This window comes from Scrofimicrobium canadense, from assembly GCF_009696615.1.
In the GTDB taxonomy this organism is placed as follows: domain Bacteria; phylum Actinomycetota; class Actinomycetes; order Actinomycetales; family Actinomycetaceae; genus Scrofimicrobium; species Scrofimicrobium canadense.
Genome location: NZ_VULO01000007.1, coordinates 1 through 18,913, shown reverse-complemented (window position 1 = coordinate 18,913; position 18,913 = coordinate 1). Strand labels below are relative to the sequence as shown.

Here is an 18,913-nt window from a genome sequence, read left to right as displayed (position 1 = left end):
TAGTTTCCCTACGTAGTTCCACGACAGTTGTGGAACTACGCAAAGCCTTTTCTTATCCCTTTGCTGCTTCCGCGCGAGCTTTTGTCTGTGATCTCTTCTTTTGAACCCACAGGGCCAGGCTCCCCACCGTCACTGACAAGATCAGAAGGACGCCTGTGACAATACTGATGACGTCCGAGGTGATGGAGTGCAGCCTCAGAGTTTGCGCTAAAACACCGATCAGAAGGACACCGGCAACCGATCCTGCGATCGCTCCCACACCACCGAAGACCGACACTCCTCCCAATACAACGGCCGCAATGACTTGCAGTTCCAGTCCAGTCCCCGTATCAGCCCTGGCACTGGTGTATCGCAAGGTGAAATAGATACCAGCCAACGCTGCAATGAAACCCGAGATAACAAAGAGAATCAGACGCGTCCTCTCAACTCTCACCCCTGAAAACAAGGCCGCTTCTTTTGATAATCCGATTGCATATACGCCTCGACCAAATGATGTGAAATGAAGCAGGACGATGAAGATCGCCATCATGACAAGTAACACAATCACAACCACAGGAATGCCGGTGCTACCTATTGTTGCCTTCGCTAGGTCAGTCCACTCTTTGGGGAACTCTGTCACGGCCAAGGTCCCCAACATCCCCTTGCCGATCCCGCGATAGAGCGCCATCGTACCGATTGTTACCGCAAGCGCAGGTAAACCCACACGAGTGACCAGCAGTCCGTTGAATAGCCCCCCAAGCACACCAACACAGAGCGCCGCAAGGCCAGCAACGATAAACGGCATCCCATTGACCAGTAGTAGCCCCAGGGTCGCGGAGCTTAGTCCCACCATAGATCCCACTGACAGATCAATGTCCCCCGTGATCATCACCAGTGTCATCGGGAAGGCCATCATCATGATCGCGGCCGTATCGAGAAGCAGGTAGGTGACGGTCTTCGTTGATGCAAATGCTGGCGTTGTGATGATTGCAGCGATAATGACCAAGACTAGAAGTGCGAAGATGATTGCTTCACGTCTGAGGATGAGACGCTTCCATCCGGGAGTGCCATACTCCAAATACTCTTCTTGCTGGATTCTTTTCATTGTTTCTACGCTCATGCTTTTTCCTCTGCAAATCGCTGCGCTACCAGGCGCTGTGACTGTCTGAGTGCAAGTATTCGGTCCAGGACGATCGCACCTACTATGAGGGCGCCTACCACCGCTTGCTGCCAAAAGTCCGGAATACCAAGCACAGGAAGTGAGCGGCTGATTGTGGTGAGTAGGATCGCGCCAAATGCAGCACCAATCACTGTTCCAGATCCACCCACAATCGCAACTCCGCCGATAACGGCAGCACCAACAGCTTGAAGTTCAAAGCCGGATCCAACTTGAGAATCGATAGTTCCATACCGAGCTGCAAAGATGACTCCAGCAAGTCCGGCCATTGCTCCAGAAATCACAAAAGATAGGAATACTCGTTTTACGGACGGCAATCCATAAAGTTCTGCAGCAACAGGATCGGAGCCCACAGCATAGTATTCTCGTCCTCCCCTTGTGTTGGCCATGTACCAAGCCACTATCAGCAAAATAGCAACGGCAATAATGGTAAGAATCGGAATGGTCAATATTGATTCAGTTCCAAGGTTTAGCAGTCCTTTAGGTAGCTCAGAAGCATTGATTCGGTTGCTTCCAGTCCACATCACGTTTATTCCTCGGAATACGTACAGCGTTCCCAAGGTGATCACCATGCCAGGCACTCTTCCAAACGCCACTAAAGCACCGTTGACACAGCCCAATAGCGTACCGAAAGCAATTCCAATAACAAATCCCAGAATCACTGGCATCTCAGGAACAGCGATAAAAATGCTTCCGATGCAGTAGGCAGTAAGGCCCATGACGGAACCGACCGAAAGATCGACATTTCGGCTAATGATGACCACTGCTTGACCGATTGCCACAACTAGCAGCATGGACGGTGTGACCAGTAGGTCTCGCCAACCGTCGGGGCTAAAGATGAATCGTGGATTCTTAAGAGTTGTTGCAAGAACCAGCAGTAAGAACGCTAGGACAATAGCGAATTCGCGTGATCGCACGACTGAAGAGAACCAACGCATGGCCGCGCTAGCAGGCTTCGTAGCAGTGACAGTACTCATTTATCCTGTCCTTCCCGACGAACTTCATCAGCTGAGTGTGTTGCCGCAAACATCACTGTTTCTGGCGAGGCGTTCTCGCGTGGGATTTCAGCGGTGATATGGCCTTCACGCATAACAAGTACCCGATCTGCCATACCCAACACCTCGGGCAGTTCTGATGAAATCATCAGGATCGCCATACCTTCTTTGGCTAACTGAGACATGCGGCGGTGCACTTCAGATTTGGTACCAACATCGATTCCCCGTGTCGGTTCGTCAATGATGAGAATCTGAGGTTCTGCTGCCAACCACTTTGCCAAGACAACTTTTTGTTGATTTCCTCCTGAAAGAGTACCGGCCACTGCATCGAGCGAAGCAGTTTTGACCTCGAGGTTACGTGCCCATATTTGCGCCGACTTGTTCTCTGCTTTAGCTGTTATTAAGCCTGCTTTGGTGAGTTTGGAACGTATCGCATCTGCAGCGTTGCGAGCGACTGACGCGTCCATGACTAACCCTTGTTTCCGTCTATCTTCAGGAACTAAGGCCAGTCCTGCATCCATTGCGGAGCGCGGATTCCCCTTGGGAAGATTCTTGCCACCTACTTTGACTTTGCCTTGTTCATAGCCATCTACACCAAAGATTGCCCGCGCTACTTCTGAACGTCCTGCTCCTACAAGTCCCGCTAGCGCAACGATCTCTCCTGAGCGGACCGAAAACGAGATGTCAGAAAAGTTACCTGTTGACGTTAGACCTTCGACTTCGAGAACGACCTCACCTATGTCAGCGGTTTCTTTCGGGAACAGGTCAGAGACATCGCGGCCCACCATCTGTCGAATGATTTCAGATTCCGAGGTGGTCGCAGTTTCTTCGGTAGCAATATACGCGCCGTCGCGCATCACAGTCACGGTATCGCAAAGGGAGAACACCTCGTCAAAGCGGTGCGAAATGAACATGAGTGCTCTACCTTCATCACGCAAACCCCTCGCTATTTGGAATAGCCTTTCAACTTCAACACCCGAAAGAGCGGCAGTCGGTTCATCCATAATTAGCGCTTTGGCGTCTAACGAAACAGCCTTGGCAATTTCAATAATCTGTTGATCGGCAATAGAAAGTCCTTCTGCTGGACGATCGGGGTCAATGTCGACTCCCAGCCTCTCCATGAGTCCGATAACCTCTGAACGCATTTTTGCTTTGTCTATACGCCCTATCGCACCTGTAGGTTGACGCCCCATGAACACATTTTCTGTAACCGAAAGGTCTGGAAATAGCGTGGGTTCCTGATAGATAACTGCGATGCCCGCGGCCTTAGCTTCCGCCGTTGACTTGAAGTTGACTGGCTTACCTTCCAAAGTAAAAGTGCCAGAATCGCGTTCGTACAGTCCAGCAATAATTTTTACCAGCGTCGATTTTCCAGCGCCATTTTCGCCAACTAACGCATGGATAGAGCCCGGCATCAATGTGATTTGACCTCTTCGAAGTGCCACAACAGGGCCAAATCTTTTGGAGACATTTTTCAGCTCCAGTGTAGGTGTATGAGCTTTGTCGCTCATCCGCGCCTCCCTTGCCGCAGATTGAAACGTTTTTATCTGTGATGGAGAGATTACGTGTTAACGCACACGCCTGTCAATAGGAAAAAGTTACGAGTTGATTACGAGGTCCTCAAAGTCGAAATACGAGCAACAAGCTCTGGGGAAAAACTCACGGGCTCATGTTGATGTTCATCCCCCGACTCAGCTGCAGTTATTTCCTTCAGTAGCAGTTCAGCAGCACACCTACCCATTTCATATCGGGGCTGCCTAATCGAAGAAAGAGGAACTGCGGCTGCAGCAGCGAAATCAATGTCGTCGTAGCCAATGATGGCAACATCATCGGGCACCGACAGTCCTTCTGCAACAAAGCCTTGCAGCATCCCGATAGCAATCAAGTCGTTGGCCGCAAATACTGCCGTCGGTCGTATGCCGCGATCGCTGCGAGCTATGTGTTGGGCCGCCTTTCTACCTTCTTCAACATCAAGCGTCTTGACTTCGACTACATCCAAGTGAGCTCCACTATTAGCAACCGCAAGTCTGGCGCCCCTTGCGCGGTCTCGAACCTGAGCTAGGCCAAGTGGCCCACCTACAAAAGCAATCCGCTTATGTCCCTGTTCAAGAAGGTGGTGCACGGCCAAACGACCGCCTTCGATATCATCCATTCCCACACTGCACAGCCCCGTACCACTGACACGATCAAGCAAAACTACGGGAATTCCCGCTCTGAGAAGTTCGTCGGTGACCCCACTTGAATTGCCAATAGGAGCTAGGAGAACCCCATCAACTCGACTGCGCATGAAATGGCGCATCAGTAGCGCTTCTCGTTCACGATGCTGATCGGAATTGCCCAGATTGACCGTGTATCCACGATCGTAGAACGTCTCTTCGGCTGCTAATAAGAGATCAACAAAGTAGGGATTGGCAACATCCATCACCACAATACCTACTGACTCGGACCTCCCCGCGCGAAGTTGGCGGGCGGACTCATTTCGAATCCATCCCAGCTTTCGTATTGCGTCTTCCACGCGTTGGCGCGTTGACTCTAATACGCGGTCAGGCTGATTGAGAACGTTGGAAACAGTTCCAACAGATACTCCGGCCAATGCGGCGACATCTTTCATGCTCACCGCAGCGTGTTTCTTCTTCACATCCTCCACCTATCTTTGGCCCCGATGCCTGAGTGTTGGTTGAATCGTCTCATGGCGCAGACAATGAGGCAAGCATGAACCCCGGCCGGACCAAGAATAATGCGGCCTTAAAGTATAGGTATGAGTGCTTTAGCGATGAGGAAGTAAATCATCAATCCAGTTCCGTCGACGATTGTCGCAATCATCGGGCCTGAAACAACCGCTGGGTCCAGTCCTATTTTCTTCAACAATAGAGGCAGGACGGAAGCTATGAGTGTCGACCACAATACGATTGCTGCCAGTGACAATGTGACGGTCAGAATCACGTACCACATAACGCCTAGTGTCCAAGCGCGAATAGCGCCAGCAATTGCTAGAGTGCCGGCCAAGAGAATTCCTGTTACTAGTTCTTTGCCCAGCACTCGGCCTATGTCCCGCAGGCGAACGCCATCTTGGGCCATGGTCCGGATAAGCGTCGTCGTAATCTGTGTTCCTACGTTGCCGCCAGTTCCAATAAGAAGCGGAATAAAGAATGCCAAAGAAGCCAACGCAGCGATTTCATCTTCGAAGGCTTTCATTACGGTACCGGTGTACATTTCAGCAACGAAGAGCACTAACAGCCATGGAGCACGTTTCTTCCACAACAACCACGGCGACGCCTGCATATAAGGAATATCTAGCGGCGCGGAACCTCCCTGACGTTCCGCATCTTCAGTCGCTTCCTCGTTCATGATGTCACTGACGGTGTCGTCGGTGAGGACACCAAGGAGGAAATCTCCGTCCATGACCGGGACAACGCCAGAATCATGGTCGCGCAGTTTACGTGCCACATGCTCTTGATCATCCAACGGCCCCAAAGCCCACTGCTTCACTTTCGACACCGGAGTCATAAGTGTGCTCACCGGCTGGTCCCGACGGCCCAACACAAGAGCGGCAGGAGAAAGCCACCCCACTAGACGTTGTCCCTCTTTTTCAAGGACTGTGACAAATACGCCTTGCTCCAAGTCATCTGGGTCGACACGTGCAACTTCAACGGCCTTTTGCACGGTCGAGTCGGGGTGAACATAAAGAAAGTCTGGCCGCATACGCGAACCTGCAGTATCCTCGGGCCACGCCAAGAGGCCGCGCACAGAAGCCGATTGCGCATGCTCCATAGCCAAAAGGACCTCTTGTTTTTCCTGTTCATCCATCAGTTCGATAATGCGCGCGGCATCGTCAGAATCTAGGGTGTCCAACAGGGCAGCGGCCCTTGCCTGATCAAGTTTTTGCAAGAACCGCCATGCGGTATGCGGGCTGACAGTGTCCAGCAGTTCTTCCGCGCTCTCTGGTGTTAAGAGATACGACAGCGCTTCTGCTTGATCAGGTTCCAGCGCCTGCAGCTCATAGTCTCGCTGGTCATGACCGGTTTCTGCAAGCCATAAACTAATTGCTTTGGAAGTAGAGACATCGATCGCCTCCACAAGTGTCTTAGGAACTGAAGGACGTCCTTCGATGGAACGTGGGTGAAAAGTCTTCCGGAACATAGCAGGCCTAGCTGTTAGGCGCCCGCGGCTAAATCACAGGCGCATGAGGTGGCATGGATTTAGGTTGGTACTATGACTTCCCATGATAGGGCCACCTCCTCTGCACTATGACTATGGTCGGCTCCAGCCTACACGTCTATTTCAAACCACCCCTGCCGAGTGGCAGGATTCACTCTCACATGGTGAAAGTCCTCTATTCGAGGCAATCCACGAGTTGGTTCTGAATAGTCATGCCCTACAACAACCACTTGGGCGCCCGCGGCCAACCCTGCAGCCACGCCTGGACCCGCATCCTCGAAAACAAGGCATTGCGACGCGGGGATTCTAAGTTCTTTTGCGGCAGCCAAATAGCATGCAGGATCAGGCTTGCCTAGCTCTACTCTTTCAGCTGTTACCGCCACCTTGGGCCACGGTAGGCCTGTGATCTGGAACCGCGTTCGCGCCAGAATCTCCACTGCCGAAGTGACCAGTGCCCACGGGATCCCCAGTTGCTCAACACGAGCCAAGACCTCAGGTACTCCAGGAATAGGAGATACCCCCTCGTTCGCTGTCTTCTCCCACTGAAGTAACTCATGTTCTTGGTGAAGAAGCTCTTCCTCTGTTGCCTCTGGCATATATTTCTCTAGAGTCGCCTTGGCTAAGCGTCCGTGAGAAAATTTCAGAAGCTCCTTCAAGTCAATGCCCCGAGGTTCGCAAAACCGCTGCCACATGGCCTCGACAACAGGGTTAGAGTTGATGGCAGTGCCATCCATATCGAACAGAAGTGCGCGGGTAAGAATCTGCATGGCTCTATGTTATGTATGCTTGGGTTCGCGAGGAAGGTGCGTCTATTGCAAGTTGACTGGTTATCACTAGCGGCAAACCACCCAGAATTCTCTACTTTTTCCGATAAGGACAAGAGAATCCGGTTTGTTTCTCAAGAAGACGTACCTACGTGGGTTGATCTTTTGCTGGCCCAGCATGAGGACTTCGAGGAGTGATATGTCTATTTCCCGCAATCTACCCAGTCAGACACTTGAAGAACTGATGGCCTCGATCATGGTCAATCCCACTGAGCCAGACACTATCGGAGACAAGGACAATGAGCAGTTGGCAGAAGTGTCAGAAGTCGCGGCTCTTCCAGAGGTGGTGGGGGACGCATCAACTTTCACCTTTATTCAACCCCAGAACGTGACGTCAGACGATAGTTAAGAGCTAACTTCCGGCGTGGTGCCAGCTGTTTTACCTCGGCCAGAAACCACTCGGGAAATATATCCTGCAATAAACACAACGGCACTCAAAACAAGAGACGCTAAGAAAAACCACGAGTAGCCGTATTGGGAGGCGACACTACTTCCCACCAGAGGACCTCCGATCGCGGCGACTCCTACTACAGTCTCATTGATGCTCACATTGCGGCTTTTATTGGGAATATCTGACAAGGCGTAGCTACCCGCAAAGAAATAGCCCATCGCAATTCCAAATCCAAGCACCACCACAGCCACATATGCCGCCGTGAGTGTTTGCGTTGCTAAGAGAGCACAAGCAACAATATACGCCAGAAGATTTAGAAATAATAACCATGGCTTTGTGAGAAAAGCGGGGTATATTTTCCTCAGCACATATGCAGAAATAAAAACAGACAAAAATAAAATGAGTAGTAGCGTTCCTGTGGTTGAAGCGCTGAAACCTACACTGCTACCAAAGTCCGGAAAGATCCCTCGATACGTGGTGAGAAAAAATCCTCCGAGAAATATCAGAGCCCACCCAAACCTAATATCTCCCGCCGTCACAGGTAGTGGATTGGGTTCGGCCCGATGAGCAGATAAGTCTATGCGTTCAACAATAACCATCAATACAATCGCTACCAGTGCAGTGCCCGTGGCGAACCATAAAGGAAGCGATGGGGAGGCGCCCACAAAGAGCCCTGAAACAAATGGGCCCACAGCGTATCCCAGAGCCCACGCCATAATGAAGTTTCCAAATGCTACGGCAATGGAATATCTAGCCGCGACAGCTTGAAGCACGATTTGGAAACATACCAGGAACAGAGCAGAGCCCACCCCCTGCCCCACGGTGTAGATATATGCCCATTGCCAGTTTGGCATCCATAGGACGGGAAAGAGCCCTGCAGCGGCCAGCAACCCAAGGCCAACGTAGACCAGAATCAAAGAGAGCCGATCCGCCGGTTTAGTGATCATTAGGACAAAAGTCGTAATGATGTAAGTAATTCCCGAAATTAAGACGACAATTCCAGAGAGAAAAGTGTCGTGGGTTGCCTCTGTGACAGTGAGAGGAAAGGCAAAAAGAAGTGCTCCAGAAACAATTGACGCCAAGAAAGGCACTGCGTATACAAGTAAGGGCATGGTCTCACAATATCGACCATGCCCCTACTTCAGCAATAAGTCCAAACCCCTGGGAAAAATCCCTTACCCCGTGAGATATATGGACCTTGGTTTACATTTATACCTCTGTAATGTGCCGGAGGAGGTTAAACTTCTTCGGGAACCATATCAATGGCTCCGCATGGACATTCCTCGGCACACACTCCACAGCCTTTGCAATAGTCGTATTTAAACTCATATTCACCGGGTTTGATTTTGGTAATGGCATTGTCGGGGCACACCCCAAAGCAGTTATCACAGCCAAAGCAGTTCCCACAGCTCATACACCGTCTGGCTTCAAAGACCGCGGATTCCTCATCCAACCCTTTGACCACTTCATCAAAGGTGGAAGCCCTGCGCGGCCCCTCCAAGCGCTCCCGCACTTGCCTGGGTGCATCGGCGTAGTACCAAGTATTAAGGCGTGATATCACCGCTTCTGGATGCTTGGGAGCCGGGATGTATTCCCCGCCTCGCAAATATGCATCAATATAGCGAGATGCCTTCTTGCCATGCCCCACCGCCACAGTAACGGTTCGTTCAGAAGGAACCATGTCACCTCCGGCAAAGACGCCTGGAATACCAGTCATCATTTGTGTATCAACCTGGACAACACCGTCATCAATGTCAATGCCCTCGGCATTTTCAATCAAGCTGAGATCGGCTTCCTGACCTAGAGCCATAATCAGTGAGTCTGCTCCAAGTTCTTCGAACTCTCCAGTTGGCTGCGGGAATCCCGACTCATCCAGCTCCATTTTCTCAATCTGGATGCTGCCTCCATCGACATGCTTAACCGTGGAAAGCCACCGCATCATGATGCCTTCTTCCTCGGCTTCTTGAACTTCTGAGTCGTGCGCTGGCATACGATCGCGCGTGCGGCGATAGACGATGATAGCTTCTTCAGCACCCATACGTTTAGCAGTTCGTGCCGCATCGATAGCCGTATTACCACCGCCATAAACCACAACTCGGCGGCCCAAAAGTGGCTGATCGCCTGTTTCCACATCCGCCAACACTGACACTGCATCCATAATCTTCGCAGATTCACCAGCAGGGATGTGTGCCCTTTTGCCGATGTGAGCCCCCACGGCAACAAAAACCGCGTCAAAGTCATCGCGAACATCATTGATGTTTTCGACTTTTTGATTCATCTCAAAGATGACGCCCATATCCTCAATGCGTTTGATTTCAGCATCAAGAATTTCACGAGGGAGCCGATACTTCGGGATGCCAAACCTCATCATTCCGCCAGCCATCGGACCAGCATCACGAACCACAACTCTGTGTCCCATACGCCGCAAATGGTAGGCCGCTGAAAGCCCCGAAGGTCCCGCACCGATAACCAACACTTGTTTGCCCGAGGGAGGAGCTGTCACCTCGACCTTCCATCCTTCAGCGATCGCTTTGTCACCGAGGAAGCGCTCGATAGAGTTGATACCCACAGCCTCATCAACTTGACCTCGGTTACAGGCTGTCTGACACGGGTGGTAGCAGACCCGCCCCATGACCGCGGGAAGTGGGTTGTCCGCCATGATTTGCCGCCACGCCCCCTCGTAGTCCCCTTCTTCAGCGCGGTACAACCACTGCTGGATATTTTCTCCGGCCGGACACGCCTTATTACAGGGAGGAAGCAAATCAACATAAATGGGGCGTTCTGTACGCCATGACCCAGTTTCATTGGTCAGCGAGGAACCAACCTCAAGTGTGATGGCAAACGGTTCCGTATCCCGGCGCGGTTCAGTAATCGTCATTTTTGTTCTCCCATCTCCGGTTCCGGACGCATGACTGTTGAGTACGCCTCGTCTGGAACATGAGCCTCGCCTTCGAGGTGAGCCCGTTTAGTTTCCGAGGTTGCCTGCCGTAGGGCCTCGTAGCGTCCTTCAGGATCGTCCGGAGCAGTTAAGACACGCTCTAGGACATCCTCATCCAACTGGTCTTCATCAATCAGGCCGTAACGGCGAATGTTGCGGTCACATATCGCCTGCATACGAGCAATTGTTTCCACGTCTACTTCGGGCTTGAAGAGGTGCGCGAAGCGGCGCTGCGTCTTGAGGAATTCCTCTACAGGAACAGGCCTGCGAATCTTCGATACCGATGTAACCTCACCCGCTTCTGCCTCGAACACAGGGAAGAATCCTGATTGAGTGGCAAGTCGCGCCAATTTGATAGTTTCATTCGAAGCGGTCCCCCATCCCAGAGGGCATGGAACCATCACGTGAATGTACCGGGCTCCCCGCATTGACATGGCTTTCGATACCTTGTATTCCAAGTCACGCAGGTCAGCTACCGTTGCTGTTGCTACGTAAGGTATTTCGTGAGCCATCGCGATGCGAGCCATGTCCTTGCCTTGTCCGAACTGGTTGCCCGGTTTGGGACCTACAGGCTGTGTGGTGGCCGTACGTGCTGCTGGTGGCGTTGCCCCTGACCGTTGCACCCCGGTGTTCATATAGGCCTCATTGTCGTAACAGATGTAGAGAACATCATCATTGCGTTCGAACATCCCAGAAAGGCAGCCCATGCCGATATCAACGGTTCCGCCATCGCCGCCCTGAGCCACAACCCTGGTGTCTTTGCCACGTGCCCGCAATGCTGCGGCAACGCCTGTCGCAACCGCTGGCGCATTACCAAACAGCGAGTGCAGCCATGGAACTGTCCACGCAGACTCGGGGTAGGGCGTTGAGAACACTTCCAAACACCCCGTCGCATTGACGGCGACTAGGTCACCGTCGGATGCGGCCATAGCAGTGTCTAACGCATATCGTGCTCCTAGTGCTTCGCCGCACCCTTGGCATGCCCGGTGACCTGAAGTCAAAGAGTTGTAGCGGTCCGGATCAGACTGCACGGACCGATCTGCCATCTGAGCCAAGCGGTTTCCCACCGCGAAGGATCCCACTTGATAGAACTTGACGTTTTCGCGTGCAGGAATTTCAGTGGGTCGCACTGGAGGTATTCCTAAGTCAACACTCATGAGTCCTATTCCTTTCCTGCCAAAGCGTGATCAAGACGTTCTTTAGCGTGTCGGACTACGTTTTCTGCGGCTGGTCCCGATTGTCGCGATTGTTCTTCGCGAGCCAGCTCTGCATCAACCAGCTCACGATCAAGATCTAGGAAGGTGAGGAACTCCAGTTCGTCGGCCGCAGCTTGGTCAAACAGGCGATGCAATGAACGCTTAGTGATGGGACGCCCTCCCAGTCCGGCAATTACCTCCCAATTACGTAGGTGCATTCCGCGCGTGGCGGAACGGATATGGCTAGAGACAATCCCTCCAATACCAACAGAGAATGCCTTTTCGATCGTGATGAACTGTTTGACGTTCTTGAGTGCTTCTCTTATCGCCTCGACAGGGAAGGGACGGAAACTGATGATACCTAGGGCACCAATCTTTTCTCCAGCGGCTCGACGCTCGTCAATTACATCCTTGATTGTCCCCATAACGGAGCCTAGTGCGATCACCACCGTGTCCGCGTCTTCTATCCGGTAGGGACGAATGAGTCCGCCCGAATCGCGTCCGAAGACATCTTTAAATTCCTTTTGTACTTGAGGAATGAGGTCCAGTGCCTGCATTTGCTTATGGTGCGCCAAATAGCGCACTTCCATGAATGCTTCTGGGCCTACCATTGCACCAATCGATACTGGATGGTCTGGGTCCAGTATTTGTCGCGGCTCATAGGGGGGAAGGAAACGGTTCACCTGTTCTTCTTCAGGAACATCCACTACTTCCACGGCATGAGTGAGAATGAAGCCGTCCATGCACACCATGACGGGCAACGAAAGCTCTTCTGCAATTCTGAAAGCCTGCACGTGCAGGTCGGCTGCTTCCTGGTTATCTTCTGCATAGAGCTGCAACCATCCAGAGTCACGTTGACTCATGGTGTCAGTCTGGTCGTTCCAAATGTTGATTGGGGCGCCGATTGCTCGGTTTGCCACAGTCATAACAATGGGGAGACCTAAGCCTGACGCGTTATAGACAGCCTCAGCCATAAAGAGTAATCCTTGCGAGGCGGTAGCCGTATAGGTCCGCGCTCCAGCAGCTGACGACCCGATGCATGCCGACATGGCACCGAATTCTGACTCCATATTGAGATATTCACAGTCAGGCAGTTTGCCACGCTTTACTAGCGCAGACATTTCTTCAACGATGTGGGTCTGCGGGCTAATGGGATATGCCGCAACAACCTGTGGTTTACATGCGGCTACTGCGTGTGCGACTGCTTGGGAACCTTCAATTTGTTCACGCATGTTCTCTCACTTTCACCCGTTCGTATGCTTCGGCCGCAGCTGCAGCGTTTCCGTTGCCGACTCGCCCATGCCATTTGTGTTTGATGGCTTCTTCGACAGACTCCAGTTTCCACTGGCCCGTGACCGCAGCCAGTGCCCCCAGCAAGGCAGCATTAGGAAGCGGTCGTCCTACGTGAGCACGTGCGATTTCTGAAGCAGGAACCGTCAATACTGTTGCATCGGGAAGCTCCCCTAGCTCGGAGGGGTCTTTTCCAGAGTTGATTAAGACGACTCCGCCGGGTTTCAGCCCCGAAAATACGTCCATTACCGGCAGCAGTGTCGGGTCTTGGACGATAACAATATCTGGATCTAATACGGGTTCGCGACTGCGAATAGGTTCGTCGGATACCCGGCAGTAGCTGACTACTGGGGCACCGGTGCGCTCTGAGCCGAAAGATGGGAATGCCTGGGCGTAATGTCCCTCCTTGAAAGCAGCCATCGCTAACAAGTCGGAGGCAGTTACGACTCCTTGTCCTCCTCGACCATGGATTCGAATTTCTACCATGAGACCACGGTAGAAGCATGTACCTAAAGACCTATGGGGACTAAAGTCCTTTAGGGGGTATGATCAGTATGAATGCGACGACCATTGAGCGAAGGTTCTTGATGAAGAAAAACTATATCACTACGAACTCGTGACGTAAGTCCCTAATCATTGGTACTGTCAAGACTTCCAGACATTGGAGGTTCGGTGACAGGAGGTTTATTGTTTTCCTCTTCATCTCTCTTTCTGTCTGCTTCCTCCTGCTGCCGTCGAGCTTCTTCTTCTCGCTGAAGCCGTTCTTGTTCTAATCTCTGCTGTTCTTCTAGTTCTTTCTGCTGCCGGGCCAGTTCTTCCTGTTCACTGGTGTCTGGAGCTGGCGCTGGCTTCGTTGGCTGTTTTGGCTGAACCAGCCAAGTAAAGGACTGGTTTTCCATATTGACGGTGGCCTGCTCCATAAATGCTAACCACACGTCGGTCGGCCAATCACCCCCATGGAACTGATCCAATCCCCCAATATTGGGAAGAGGAAGAGAGCTGCCATCCTCACCCACCGCATACATACTCACTGCCGTGGTGATCTGAGGAATGAAGCCCACAAACTGGGCAGACTTTTGTTCATCCGACGTTCCGGTTTTTCCACCCATATCCCGACCCAAGCTAGAGACCTTGGAGCCAGTCCCTTCTTCGGACGTCACTGCCTGCAGGCCGGGCATCGCTCCCGAGACAACTTCCGCACTAAACTCCCGGGTTCTGGACGTATCCGCCGTGTAGATACTTTCGCCTGCCGCATTTTTTACTTCGCGGATGATGTGGGGAGATACTCTTTCACCACCATTTGCGAATGTTGCATACGCGGTTGCCAGATCAATGTTGTGGGGGGCTGCTGATCCAAGGACATTAAGAATGTTGTTCTCTAGACCTTGCGTATCTTCTGGGATACCAGCCCTGATCAGAGCGTCTAGGGTTTTGTCGGGAGTGACTTCTTGGTTTAGTTCAACAAAAACCGTATTCACCGAGTACATAGTTGCATCAATCAAGTTGATATAGCCGAAACTGGCATCATCATTATTTGCAACTTCGGTACCATCAACGTCCATCGGAGAATTTCCATTGAATGTGTCATAGATTGAACCGTCTTGTTCCATGTACGCTAACAAGCCAAAGGGCTTGAATGTGGAACCAGCCTGGACAATATCCTGCGTCACGGCATTGGTCTGGTTATTTTCGTAATCTGCACCAGGATATTCGGCACGAATTTCTCCCGTGGCATTGTCGATAGCAGACATGGCAACACGAACATTTGCAGGCTTATCTTCTGGCATGACCTTTACAGCATTCATTGCTGCGTCTTGCATACTCTTATCGAGAGTCGTGATGATTGTGAGACCACCGGCATCGATTTCTTCGCCGTCCAGAGCTCCCTTACTCACCAGCTCGTCCCGCACTTGCTGCATGAGGTACGGATTAGCACCAGTGGTGTCAGGAGTCGTCGAACCAGGCTCAATTGTCTCAGGGAATACGGCGGCATCAGCATCAGACTGGCTAATCCACCCATCTTCCACCATGAGGTTGAGTACTCGTTGCCAACGCTCCTCAGCCATATCGGCATCGACGGCTGGATCCCAGGCCGAAGGAGCTGGCAAAATACCCGCAAGCAACGCCGCTTCGGAGAGAGTCAGATCTTTGGCAGACTTGTTGAAATAGGCCTCAGCTGCCGCTTGAATCCCATAGGCACCTCGCCCGAAGAAAATGGTGTTCATGTAGTTGCCCAAGATTTCTTCTTTGGGTTGAGAGCGGTTGAGCTTGAGAGCAATAATCGCTTCGTCTAGTTTGCGGAAATACGACTTTTCCTTGTCCGCGCCTAAATAGTAGTTTTCCACGTACCCCTGAGAAATGGTGGATGCCCCTTGTCGAGCACCACCTGTGGCGTTATTGACCAGAGCTCTAAGAATGCCCTTGATGTCAATGCCAGAGTTCGAGTAGAAAGTGCGATCTTCCGATGCCACAATGGCATTGCCCACATAGGCTGGAAGTGTCGACGTATCGATAATCGTACGGTCCACCTCGGCAAATGTCCCCAACTCAGTTTGCCCGTCGTTGTAATAGACAGTTGATGCCTGCGCTAACGCGAATTCGTCAGGTGCCGGCACTTTGGTCCGCGCATAGAGAATCAGGAAAGCCGCGCACCCCGCCACGATAAGAGTCAGGAATAGAACAAACAGCCACAAAGCAATGCGCTTTGGCCAACTAGTCCTTTTCTTCCCTTTCTTACCGCCCGACTTGGAGGAGCCTCCTGCATTTGCTGTAGAAGACGCGTCTGTTTCACGCAAAGATCGGCGTGTTGGTGGTTTTGCCCCAGCCACCGACTTCCATTCCGGCTTGTTTGTATCAGCCACAAACGTCCTAACGTCTATTACACAGTACGGCCCTAGCGTAGTGGAGAATTCTTATCGTTCCATGGGGAACTGGTCACGTTTATGGCAATCTCACGTTATGCGGCGCGCATTTTAATGGTGAGTCTTCCCTCCAACCGCGTTGCCTAGAAGTTCCGCTATCGCTGCACCGTCGGCAAGTTCAGGGCTTAAGCCCGCATATAAACTACCCATATTAACAATGGTTGCAAACGCCAATACTGCTTCCTGGTGGGCACCGGGGATTTCTTTGGCGATTACTGCTTTGAGTGCGTCTCGATGCCGAATAAAGACCTGCGCTACCTCCTCGCGGCGCTCAGGTCGTCTCAATGCATAGGCAAGGATCTCCATAGACAAAAGGACACCAGGATCTGCCTCGCACACCGCCTCATCCATATACTCAGCCAGTGTTCCATCGCGATAAGCTTCAACTACATCAAGCGTCTGTTGATCACAGGTATTGGGATCAGTCATCTCACGAATAAGAGCCATCATCAGATCGTCTTTTGACTCAAAATGCGCGTAAATAGCTCCTTTAGTTCTCCCAGCCTTTTTTGCAATTTCATCAAGGGACGCAGCATCAAAGCCCTTTTCAGTAAAGAGCGCGGCCGCTGCTTCCAAGATTTCTGCCCTCGTGTCTGCTTTAGGATTTCGCCCCGCTTTACGAGAAGCCGCCTGCATAGAATCGGTAGCTGATTGCAAAGCTGAAGCAACTTGCTCTGCAACATCGGCACCCACATCTTTAGTCACAGCTTTCGATAGATCAGCAGTGGCTGCCATAAGAGCTTTGAGTGCAGCTGCTACGCCTGATGAGTCGGTCGCCATGGTTTGACTATACCGCGGAAAATCGAAGTTTGCATACTGAACAGTATCGGGCATACTTATCAGTATGTTCGATACAGTACTCGAGGTGAGTGGCCTCAATAAGACCTATCGTGGTAAACGCGGTACACATGCAACTGATGACGTCAGTTTCGGTGTCGGAGCCGGGGAGATTCTTGGTGTTTTGGGACATAATGGTGCGGGTAAGACAACCCTTGTCAATCAAATTGTTGGAATACTCAAACCTGATTCGGGTACTATCACGGTCGCAGGAGTGGACGCTGTCTCCCACCCCGCGGCAGCGCGGCGTCTAGTCTCAGTGCAGGCACAGTCGAACGTACCCATTACTGGGCTTACCCCCCGTAAAGCCATCGAGCTTGTAGGGAGAATACGTGGATTATCTAAGAACCACGCTGCTGAGCGGGCAGGACGTCTACTTAATGCCCTCGACCTAGACGAATGGTCAAATAAACCAGCCCAAAAAATCTCCGGTGGAGTTGCACGGCTAACGGCTTTTGCTATGGCAGCAGTTGCACCGGGAAAACTTGTTATTTTGGACGAGCCTACAAATGACGTAGATCCTGTTCGACGCCGTCTACTGTGGCAGCAAATTCGGGTCCTCAAAGAATCGGGTACAGCGGTCCTCCTAGTCACCCACAACGTCATGGAGGCTGAACATATCGTTGACAATCTCATTATTCTTGACGAGGGCCGCGTCATCGCTGAGGGAACACCAGCTTCGTTAGCAGCACCCACTCGTAACAGACTCACCTTGAAGCTAGACAATTGCACCTCGAAGATACCGGACAGTATCCACGTTGTCTCTCAAGACGCTCGTGAAACTACCGGGTATATAGATATCGACGAGGTTGCTTTCATTACAGAGTGGGCCTCAACCCACTGCGAACGTTTCTCACTCACCCCCACATCTTTAGAAGACATCTACATTGCGCTAGTCGACAGAAAAGAGGCGCACGCATGACAGCACTACGACAAACTGGTTTGATGATTCAATGGCAGCTACGTCGTGGAATCGATCACCTCCCACTACTTATCATTGTTCAGGGACTGTTGGCTGTAGGAACAATTGTCGGTTTTGGATTCCTCACGGGGGAATTGACACCAGAAGCAGCGCTTTTCCTGTCTACGGGCGCGCCTACAATCACACTTGTCACAGTAGGTTTAGTGATGACGCCTCAAATGGTAGCTGAAGGAAAACGAGAAGGGAGCCTTGACTGGCTGCATACCTTGCCTGTGCCACGGATTGTCTTCCTCATAGCTGACCTTGTGATGTGGACTTTGATTGCGTTGCCCGGATTGATCTTGGCTGTCTTGGTGGGTGTCTGGAAGTACGATCTGACCCTCTCTCCAGCACCATGGTTGGTATTGGGACTATTGGCAGTATCTCTCACGGCCGCTAGCGTTGGATATGGACTGGCCACGCTTCTGCCCCCTATGGTGGCAATGCTCATCAGCCAGTTGCTAGTTTTCGTGATTTTACTCTTTTCGCCTGTTTCTTTCCCAGCGGAGCGGATGCCGGGTTGGCTTCAGTCTGCACACGAATGGCTGCCCTTCGAACCCATGGCTCAGGTTGTCCGAGGTGGCCTTGCTTCACGGACATTTGAGACCCCCACGCGATCACTGATCGTCTTGACCGTATGGTGTCTAATCTCCGTATGCTCAGCGGCTATAGTGCTAACGAAACGCAAATAGGCCTCCTCTCGATCGGCACCTTTTCGCGATATGTAGCACATCTCCTAGAGACAATGTGAGTGACTCTCACTATGCTTGCCTATGGCACACCGTCTAGGTCTTCAAGGACTGCACTCGTGTGCGCAGAAGAACTTTCGCACAAATACTCAGTTTTGGAGATGGGCATAGCAGTGAATCGCACACCTGTCGCAGTCATGGCAATTGCATTGGTTGCATCCATGTCGGCGTCAGGTGTCGCTATGTCCGTTCAACCCACAGCTGCCGGATCGCCGGATACATCGTGCACCATTTCTCCGCGAACTCCTCGAACCTCGCCCTCGCGGCGGCCTCGGTCGGAGCTGTGTAGACGGGCCGCAGGTCGCGGGCGATCTGGTCCCAGTACTTCCGCGACGCGAACTTGAAGGTGTTGCGGATCAGGTGGATGATGCAGACTCCCGCTGTCAACCTCTGTTTTTTGGTGGCGTGTTTTTGGGCGTGCTAGATACTGCCCAGGGCCGGGTGCCACCGGATGGGCACGAGATGCTTTTGTTAGCTGGCTGCCTTTAGCTCCTCGT

General features: G+C 52.0%; 17 protein-coding genes and 1 pseudogene. 4 read left to right on the top strand and 14 right to left on the bottom strand.

Annotated features, from left to right (window positions below; translation table 11 throughout):
- Nucleotides 1–52: 52 nt before the first annotated feature.
- The 6 genes from FYJ24_RS06395 to FYJ24_RS06370 all read right to left on the bottom strand — a co-directional run bounded on the left by FYJ24_RS06395 (nt 53) and on the right by FYJ24_RS06370 (nt 7,076).
- Complete coding sequence (locus FYJ24_RS06395) at nt 53–1,099, bottom strand: ABC transporter permease (protein ID WP_206192555.1); 1,047 nt, start codon at nt 1,097–1,099, stop codon at nt 53–55.
- Nucleotides 1,096–2,133: an ABC transporter permease gene (locus FYJ24_RS06390; protein ID WP_154544719.1), complete on the bottom strand. Its 1,038-nt coding sequence runs from the start codon at nt 2,131–2,133 to the stop codon at nt 1,096–1,098. The genes FYJ24_RS06395 and FYJ24_RS06390 overlap by 4 nt, the downstream gene beginning before the upstream one ends.
- Nucleotides 2,130–3,662 carry a sugar ABC transporter ATP-binding protein gene (locus FYJ24_RS06385; RefSeq protein ID WP_154544717.1) on the bottom strand — a complete coding sequence of 511 codons (1,533 nt, stop codon included), beginning with the start codon at nt 3,660–3,662 and terminating at the stop codon, nt 2,130–2,132. Before FYJ24_RS06385 ends, FYJ24_RS06390 begins: the two co-directional genes overlap by 4 nt.
- 98 nt (nt 3,663–3,760) lie before the next feature.
- A complete protein-coding gene (locus tag FYJ24_RS06380) occupies nt 3,761–4,789 on the bottom strand; it encodes a LacI family DNA-binding transcriptional regulator (RefSeq protein WP_206192554.1) in 1,029 nt (342 codons plus the stop codon).
- 107 nt (nt 4,790–4,896) lie between these two features.
- Nucleotides 4,897–6,291 carry a magnesium transporter gene (gene mgtE / locus FYJ24_RS06375; RefSeq protein WP_154544715.1) on the bottom strand — a complete coding sequence of 465 codons (1,395 nt, stop codon included), beginning with the start codon at nt 6,289–6,291 and terminating at the stop codon, nt 4,897–4,899.
- Nucleotides 6,292–6,419: 128 nt separating this feature from the next.
- Complete coding sequence (locus FYJ24_RS06370; protein WP_154544713.1) at nt 6,420–7,076, bottom strand: HAD-IA family hydrolase; 657 nt, start codon at nt 7,074–7,076, stop codon at nt 6,420–6,422.
- A gap of 36 nt (nt 7,077–7,112) precedes the next feature.
- On the opposite strand from FYJ24_RS06370, the gene FYJ24_RS06365 reads away from it, so the two are divergent.
- Both FYJ24_RS06365 and FYJ24_RS06360 read left to right on the top strand, forming a co-directional pair.
- On the top strand, nt 7,113–7,271 hold the full coding sequence (locus FYJ24_RS06365) for a hypothetical protein (RefSeq protein ID WP_154544712.1): 159 nt from the start codon (nt 7,113–7,115) through the stop codon (nt 7,269–7,271).
- Between the two features lies 1 nt (nt 7,272).
- The gene (locus tag FYJ24_RS06360; protein WP_154544710.1) at nt 7,273–7,482 is read left to right on the top strand and encodes a hypothetical protein; all 210 of its coding nucleotides are present in this window, start codon (nt 7,273–7,275) and stop codon (nt 7,480–7,482) included.
- On the opposite strand, the gene FYJ24_RS06355 is transcribed toward FYJ24_RS06360, so the two are convergent.
- From FYJ24_RS06355 to FYJ24_RS06325, 7 genes are all read right to left on the bottom strand, one after another.
- A complete protein-coding gene (locus FYJ24_RS06355; RefSeq protein WP_154544708.1) occupies nt 7,479–8,636 on the bottom strand; it encodes an MFS transporter in 1,158 nt (385 codons plus the stop codon). The two genes, FYJ24_RS06360 and FYJ24_RS06355, sit on opposite strands and share 4 nt — an antisense overlap.
- A 125-nt stretch (nt 8,637–8,761) precedes the next feature.
- Entirely contained in the window at nt 8,762–10,402 is a 1,641-nt protein-coding gene (locus FYJ24_RS06350; protein ID WP_154544706.1) for an NAD(P)-binding protein, read from the bottom strand.
- Entirely contained in the window at nt 10,399–11,619 is a 1,221-nt protein-coding gene (locus FYJ24_RS06345) for a thiamine pyrophosphate-dependent enzyme (protein WP_154544704.1), read from the bottom strand. The genes FYJ24_RS06350 and FYJ24_RS06345 overlap by 4 nt, the downstream gene beginning before the upstream one ends.
- Before the next feature lie 5 nt (nt 11,620–11,624).
- Nucleotides 11,625–12,890, bottom strand: a complete 1,266-nt coding sequence (porA, locus tag FYJ24_RS06340) for a pyruvate ferredoxin oxidoreductase (protein ID WP_154544702.1) — start codon at nt 12,888–12,890, stop codon at nt 11,625–11,627.
- A complete protein-coding gene (locus FYJ24_RS06335; protein ID WP_154544700.1) occupies nt 12,883–13,434 on the bottom strand; it encodes a 2-oxoacid:acceptor oxidoreductase family protein in 552 nt (183 codons plus the stop codon). Before FYJ24_RS06335 ends, porA begins: the two co-directional genes overlap by 8 nt.
- A gap of 143 nt (nt 13,435–13,577) precedes the next feature.
- Nucleotides 13,578–15,809: a transglycosylase domain-containing protein gene (locus FYJ24_RS06330; protein ID WP_154544698.1), complete on the bottom strand. Its 2,232-nt coding sequence runs from the start codon at nt 15,807–15,809 to the stop codon at nt 13,578–13,580.
- 111 nt (nt 15,810–15,920) lie between these two features.
- The gene (locus FYJ24_RS06325) at nt 15,921–16,649 is read right to left on the bottom strand and encodes a TetR/AcrR family transcriptional regulator (protein ID WP_206192553.1); all 729 of its coding nucleotides are present in this window, start codon (nt 16,647–16,649) and stop codon (nt 15,921–15,923) included.
- A gap of 64 nt (nt 16,650–16,713) precedes the next feature.
- Between FYJ24_RS06325 and FYJ24_RS06320 the strand changes: the two genes are divergently transcribed.
- Nucleotides 16,714–17,628 carry an ABC transporter ATP-binding protein gene (locus FYJ24_RS06320; RefSeq protein ID WP_154544696.1) on the top strand — a complete coding sequence of 305 codons (915 nt, stop codon included), beginning with the start codon at nt 16,714–16,716 and terminating at the stop codon, nt 17,626–17,628.
- Complete coding sequence (locus tag FYJ24_RS06315) at nt 17,625–18,359, top strand: ABC transporter permease (RefSeq protein WP_154544694.1); 735 nt, start codon at nt 17,625–17,627, stop codon at nt 18,357–18,359. Before FYJ24_RS06320 ends, FYJ24_RS06315 begins: the two co-directional genes overlap by 4 nt.
- A 252-nt stretch (nt 18,360–18,611) precedes the next feature.
- Here FYJ24_RS06315 and FYJ24_RS06310 read toward each other — a convergent pair.
- Nucleotides 18,612–18,800 (bottom strand): annotated as a pseudogene (locus FYJ24_RS06310) (transposase); the annotation flags it as partial.
- Between the last annotated feature and the right edge of the window lie 113 nt (nt 18,801–18,913).

Coding starts and splice junctions, on each gene's coding strand:
- FYJ24_RS06395 (WP_206192555.1), bottom strand. CDS start 1,099: ATGAGCGTAGAAACAATGAAAAGAATCCAGCAAGAAGAGTATTTGGAG.
- FYJ24_RS06390 (WP_154544719.1), bottom strand. CDS start 2,133: ATGAGTACTGTCACTGCTACGAAGCCTGCTAGCGCGGCCATGCGTTGG.
- FYJ24_RS06385 (WP_154544717.1), bottom strand. CDS start 3,662: ATGAGCGACAAAGCTCATACACCTACACTGGAGCTGAAAAATGTCTCC.
- mgtE (WP_154544715.1), bottom strand. CDS start 6,291: ATGTTCCGGAAGACTTTTCACCCACGTTCCATCGAAGGACGTCCTTCA.
- FYJ24_RS06370 (WP_154544713.1), bottom strand. CDS start 7,076: ATGCAGATTCTTACCCGCGCACTTCTGTTCGATATGGATGGCACTGCC.
- FYJ24_RS06360 (WP_154544710.1), top strand. CDS start 7,273: ATGTCTATTTCCCGCAATCTACCCAGTCAGACACTTGAAGAACTGATG.
- FYJ24_RS06355 (WP_154544708.1), bottom strand. CDS start 8,636: ATGCCCTTACTTGTATACGCAGTGCCTTTCTTGGCGTCAATTGTTTCT.
- FYJ24_RS06350 (WP_154544706.1), bottom strand. CDS start 10,402: ATGACGATTACTGAACCGCGCCGGGATACGGAACCGTTTGCCATCACA.
- FYJ24_RS06345 (WP_154544704.1), bottom strand. CDS start 11,619: ATGAGTGTTGACTTAGGAATACCTCCAGTGCGACCCACTGAAATTCCT.
- porA (WP_154544702.1), bottom strand. CDS start 12,890: ATGCGTGAACAAATTGAAGGTTCCCAAGCAGTCGCACACGCAGTAGCC.
- FYJ24_RS06335 (WP_154544700.1), bottom strand. CDS start 13,434: ATGGTAGAAATTCGAATCCATGGTCGAGGAGGACAAGGAGTCGTAACT.
- FYJ24_RS06325 (WP_206192553.1), bottom strand. CDS start 16,649: ATGGCGACCGACTCATCAGGCGTAGCAGCTGCACTCAAAGCTCTTATG.
- FYJ24_RS06320 (WP_154544696.1), top strand. CDS start 16,714: ATGTTCGATACAGTACTCGAGGTGAGTGGCCTCAATAAGACCTATCGT.
- FYJ24_RS06315 (WP_154544694.1), top strand. CDS start 17,625: ATGACAGCACTACGACAAACTGGTTTGATGATTCAATGGCAGCTACGT.